Consider the following 4,248-nt stretch of genomic DNA (forward strand, 5'->3'; position numbering starts at 1 on the left):
AGACTGGAGCGTCTGGTTCGGGGTCCGTCTGAACGTGTCCTCCCCGGCTTCACGGTACTCGAAATAGACGGTGACGTTTTCAGCCGACCCGGTGTCCTCTAACTGGCCTCGTAAGGTCGCCCGGTACCGGTCTACGTCGCCGTCCTGAAGCTGCGTCGTGTTGACCGCGACGGCAGTAGTAGTGTTCGTTGTTTCCGTCGAGGCAGTGCTCGTGTTCGAGCTGTTCTCAGTCGTTGATTCGTTCCCGTCTACATCGAACTGAGCGTCGAGTTGCTCGCCGCCCCCGTCGAGCTTCTCGACACTCTCGCCTCCAGAGGCGGCTGCCCCCGACGGAATCATAGATGTAACCATCATGAACGCAAACATGATGGCAAAGACCTGCTCACGGCTCGGAAGTGGCATGTAAACTGATACTCAATTCAATTGGCATAATAGTTTCCCTTAGCTGAGTAGTGTGAGTCCACTCGCCGATTCAGCAGAGGGGATATCAAGATTGATATTGCCGGGAAACACCCGATAGAGGCAATGTACGGTCACCTCTGCTCCGTCCGGACCCATCGCTAATAAAGATTTCAGATATTGTGGGGTTTCGTCTCGCCCGGTACGTCAACCACAAAAAAACTATATATGTCGGATGTCGAAATGGAACGATGAGATCGGGTTCAACGCGGTCAGTCCTCCTCGTTACGGTGGTTATCTGTTCGGTCGTCTTCGGTGCGGCGGCAGTGGCCACCGCGACGGAGCACTACGACGTGACCTCTGCGGGGAGTACCGACATCCCCGACCGAACCCTCACGCTCGACGGTCAGGACTTCGAGATCGAATCCGTCGGGCACGCGAAACCGGGCAAGGCCATCGAAGCGACGACACAGGCGCCGGACGGCAAAGAGTACATCTTGTACCTGTACAACAATCAGGTCGACCGCATCGATTTCAGCCGGATGACGGGGAACGACTCGGCCTCGTTCCCGACCGAGGGACTCGATCCGGGTACGTACGTCCTTGTCGTGCGCGCGGACCGGGAGTTCCAGTCCATCCACCCGGTCGTCGTCGCCGGCTACGACCCGGCGGTCGAGACCACCGGCGAAGTGACCCCCGGTGAGCCGTTCACCGTCGAAGTCGATCCGGACGCCGAGGAGTACGAGAACGCGCCCGACGTCGATTCGATCACGGTCGTCCGGACTGAGAACGGCGAGGCCGTCGAAGAGGTCGAAGCGACTCCGGTCAACGGGTCGGACACCTACGAAGCCGAACTCACCGCACCCGACGAGGCGGGTGACACTCGGCTAGTGACGACGGTCCTCGGCGAGGAGTCGATCGCCTACACGTCGGAACAGGAAATACTCGGGTTCACCGATACCACGCTCACGGAAGCGGCGTTCGAGGTGGCGGTCGACGAGGACGCCTCGACGACCGAGGTGACCGAGAACGAGACGGTCGAGGTCGTCGCCGATATCGAGAACACCGGTGACTTCACCGGAGTGGAGACTGTCGAACTGTCGCGTGACGGCGACGCCGTCGACGAGGTTTCCGTGTCCCTCAACGGCGGCGAAAGCGATGTCGTGACGCTCGCTCACGACCCCGAAGCGGACGGTGCGGGTGAGCTGCGTTACACGGTCTCGTCGGCCAACGGGAGCGACTCTCTCAACGTGACAGTCACGGAACCGGACGGCGAGGCGGGCGACGGATCCTCGACCGGAGGATCGGGGAACGAACCGAACACCGGAGGGAGTGATAGCGGTGCCACAGACAATACATCGGCGGACGACAGCTCCGGGACCGGCGCGGCGACCAACGAAACGGGAGACAACACCACCGAGGCCGGCGATAACGGATCGACGATCAACGGGACTGACGACGAATCAGCGGTTAACGGCACCGACGACGAAACCCGGTCGACAGATGGATCTGACGCCGGCAGTGAGGGAGGAGGCTCCGACGGTTCCGAAACGACTGACGACGGCTCGTCCGGGAGCGACGGGCAAAGCGGGGAGTCGTCCGACGGCGGAGAGGGTACCATCGATCCGGTCGAGGAAGAGGCCTCACCGGTCTCTCTCCCGTTGACAGGCGTTCCGCAGTTCATCGCAGCGGTGGTCGTGATCGGGCTCGTTGCCCGGGCTCGGAAGGGCTAAAATCGCGAATTCGGGTCGGCGCGCGGGCGGTTCGGTCGCTCCGTGGGCCGGCCGAGACGTCCAGCCGGGATCTGTACACAAGCGATTACTGGCACGCGGACGCGACGTGAGAGCTCCGTTCGATGCGGTCACCGGCGTCCCGTCGGTCCACCCGAGAGCGCCTTGGCACCCTTACTGTGTAGCGGATAAAACGAGAAGATCGAAAATGTGGGCCGGGCGAACGGCGATCCGAACGCCGCGTGACGCCGCCTACCGGTCAGTTGCGAGCGCGCGCCACAAGGGCCGAAGCGAGCAGCGCGATGAGCGCGACGACCGGTCCGAAGCCGGGGGTGCCGTCGTTGGTGCTCTCCTCCTCGATGACGACCTCGACAGTGTCGGTCGTCGTCTCGCCGGTCACGGTGTCCGTCGCCGTCAACGTGACCGTGTACGTGCCGGCGGTGTCGTACTCGTGGGCGACGACTCCGTCGGTCACGGTGGTACCGTCACCGAAGTCCCACTCGTAGGTGACGTTCGCACTCCGGTCATCGCTCGTACTGTCGAGCGCGTCGAACTCGATGATATCGCCGACCGACGCGCTCGTTCGCTCGGCCGTGATCGCCGCGTCGACCGGCTCGACGACGCTGACAGCGATCCGGTCCGTGTCGGACGCGCTCCCGTTGGCCACGGTGAGCGTCACGTTGTACGTCCCGGTGACAGCGTAGGCGTGTTCGACGGTTTCACCGGTCGCGTTCGTGCCGTCACCGAACGTCCAGTTGTACGCGAGGTTCGTCCCCTCGCTCCCGGAGGCGTTGAACGAGATCGCGTCGTCGGGGTACACGCCGGTCTGGTTCGCGGCGATGGCCGCGGTGACGGTCGGCTCTGTCGGCTCGTCACCATCGCCACCGTCGTCACCGCCGCCGCCACCACCGCCGCCGCTGCCGTCGTCGATCGTCACGACGGCGTCCCGCGTGTCGACCGCGAACGTCTCGTTGAACTGGTCACGAGCGAGCGCCCGCTCGAAGGTGATCCCCGTGTCAACGGTTCCGGTGACCGATTCGTTGGCGGTGAACGTTACCGTTGCGAGCGTCCCCGTTCCGTTCGCGCCGTCTGTTTCGGACTCGGTGACGTTGAACTCGATGCGCCCCGCCCGATTGTCGATCGCTTCGGTGGTGACCGCGTTACTACCGAAGAAGCTCCCCGGCTGTAGGTCGGACGCGTTCAGGAGTACGGGGTCGAACACCACGGTGAAGTTGGACGAAGTGAGGTTGACCGACGTGTTGACCGTGACGTTCGTCGACACCAACCCGCCGGGTTCGAGCTGTTCGGTCTCGGGCTCGATCGCGTACTCGGTCGGCGCGGCCTCCGCGAGTTCGACGATAGTCTGGTTGTCCTCGGTGACGGTGAGGTCGATGACGCGCTCCTCATCCGCGAACCGCGCGTCGCCCTCCGGCGGCGAGACCTCGACGGTCACGTTGCCGGCGACCTCGACGCCGGGGTCTGCGGCGCCCCGAAGCACGAGGTCACCGTCGGCGTTCGTCGCCAGGTCGCCGGTACCGAACCCGGATCCGTTTCTGTGGGTGCCTTCCCAGTGAACGACGCGGACCTGCGCGCCTTCGACCGGCGCGCCGGTCTCGTCTTCGACCGTGACGTTGAGGACGTTCGCCTCGGGCAGCGTGTAGTTGCCAAGATCGGTCTCGCCGTTGACGAGCGTATCTGGACCGAACGTGTAGACATCCGGTGATCCGTCACGCGTCGAGATGTACTCGCCGTCGGTCTGTGCGTAGTAGCCGAGTACCGGGCGGGAGTCGTTTTCGACGCTCGCGGCGAAGCGGCCTTCCGAATCGAGTTCGGCGTCGTCGCTTCCGTTTCTCGTCAGTAGAACGGTTGTCCCGGCTGCCGGTTCCCCGTCGGGACGCGAAACGGCTCCGGACGCAGTTACGGGAACCCCGCTGAGCCACGGGTCGAACGTGACGTTTCGAGAGACGTTGTCGCCGTCTCCGTCCGCCGTCGTGCCGGTGTCCGGGTCGGCGACGCCGCCGCCCGGGCCGCTGGCGGCACCCCACCAGTTACCGTCGGCCTCGATGCTCGCGTCGCTGTCGGGAACGAGGGCACCGAACTCCGCGTTACCGGCGATGTC

Annotated in this window: 2 protein-coding genes and 1 pseudogene; 1 reads left to right on the forward strand and 2 read right to left on the reverse strand. The window is 64.1% G+C overall.

Annotation, left to right across the window (positions count from 1 at the left end):
- Positions 1 to 402, reverse strand: a pseudogene (locus Q0925_RS10460) (hypothetical protein); the annotation flags it as partial.
- 248 nt (positions 403 to 650) lie between these two features.
- Here Q0925_RS10460 and Q0925_RS10465 point away from each other — a divergent pair.
- The gene (locus Q0925_RS10465; protein ID WP_299335145.1) at positions 651 to 2,132 is read left to right on the forward strand and encodes a hypothetical protein; all 1,482 of its coding nucleotides are present in this window, start codon (positions 651 to 653) and stop codon (positions 2,130 to 2,132) included.
- A gap of 256 nt (positions 2,133 to 2,388) precedes the next feature.
- Here Q0925_RS10465 and Q0925_RS10470 read toward each other — a convergent pair.
- Positions 2,389 to 4,248, reverse strand: a 1,860-nt coding sequence (locus Q0925_RS10470; RefSeq protein ID WP_299335147.1) for a cohesin domain-containing protein, incomplete at its 5' end; no start/stop codon positions are given.

The organism is Haloplanus sp., from assembly GCF_028275055.1.
Taxonomy (GTDB): Archaea; Halobacteriota; Halobacteria; order Halobacteriales; family Haloferacaceae; genus Haloplanus.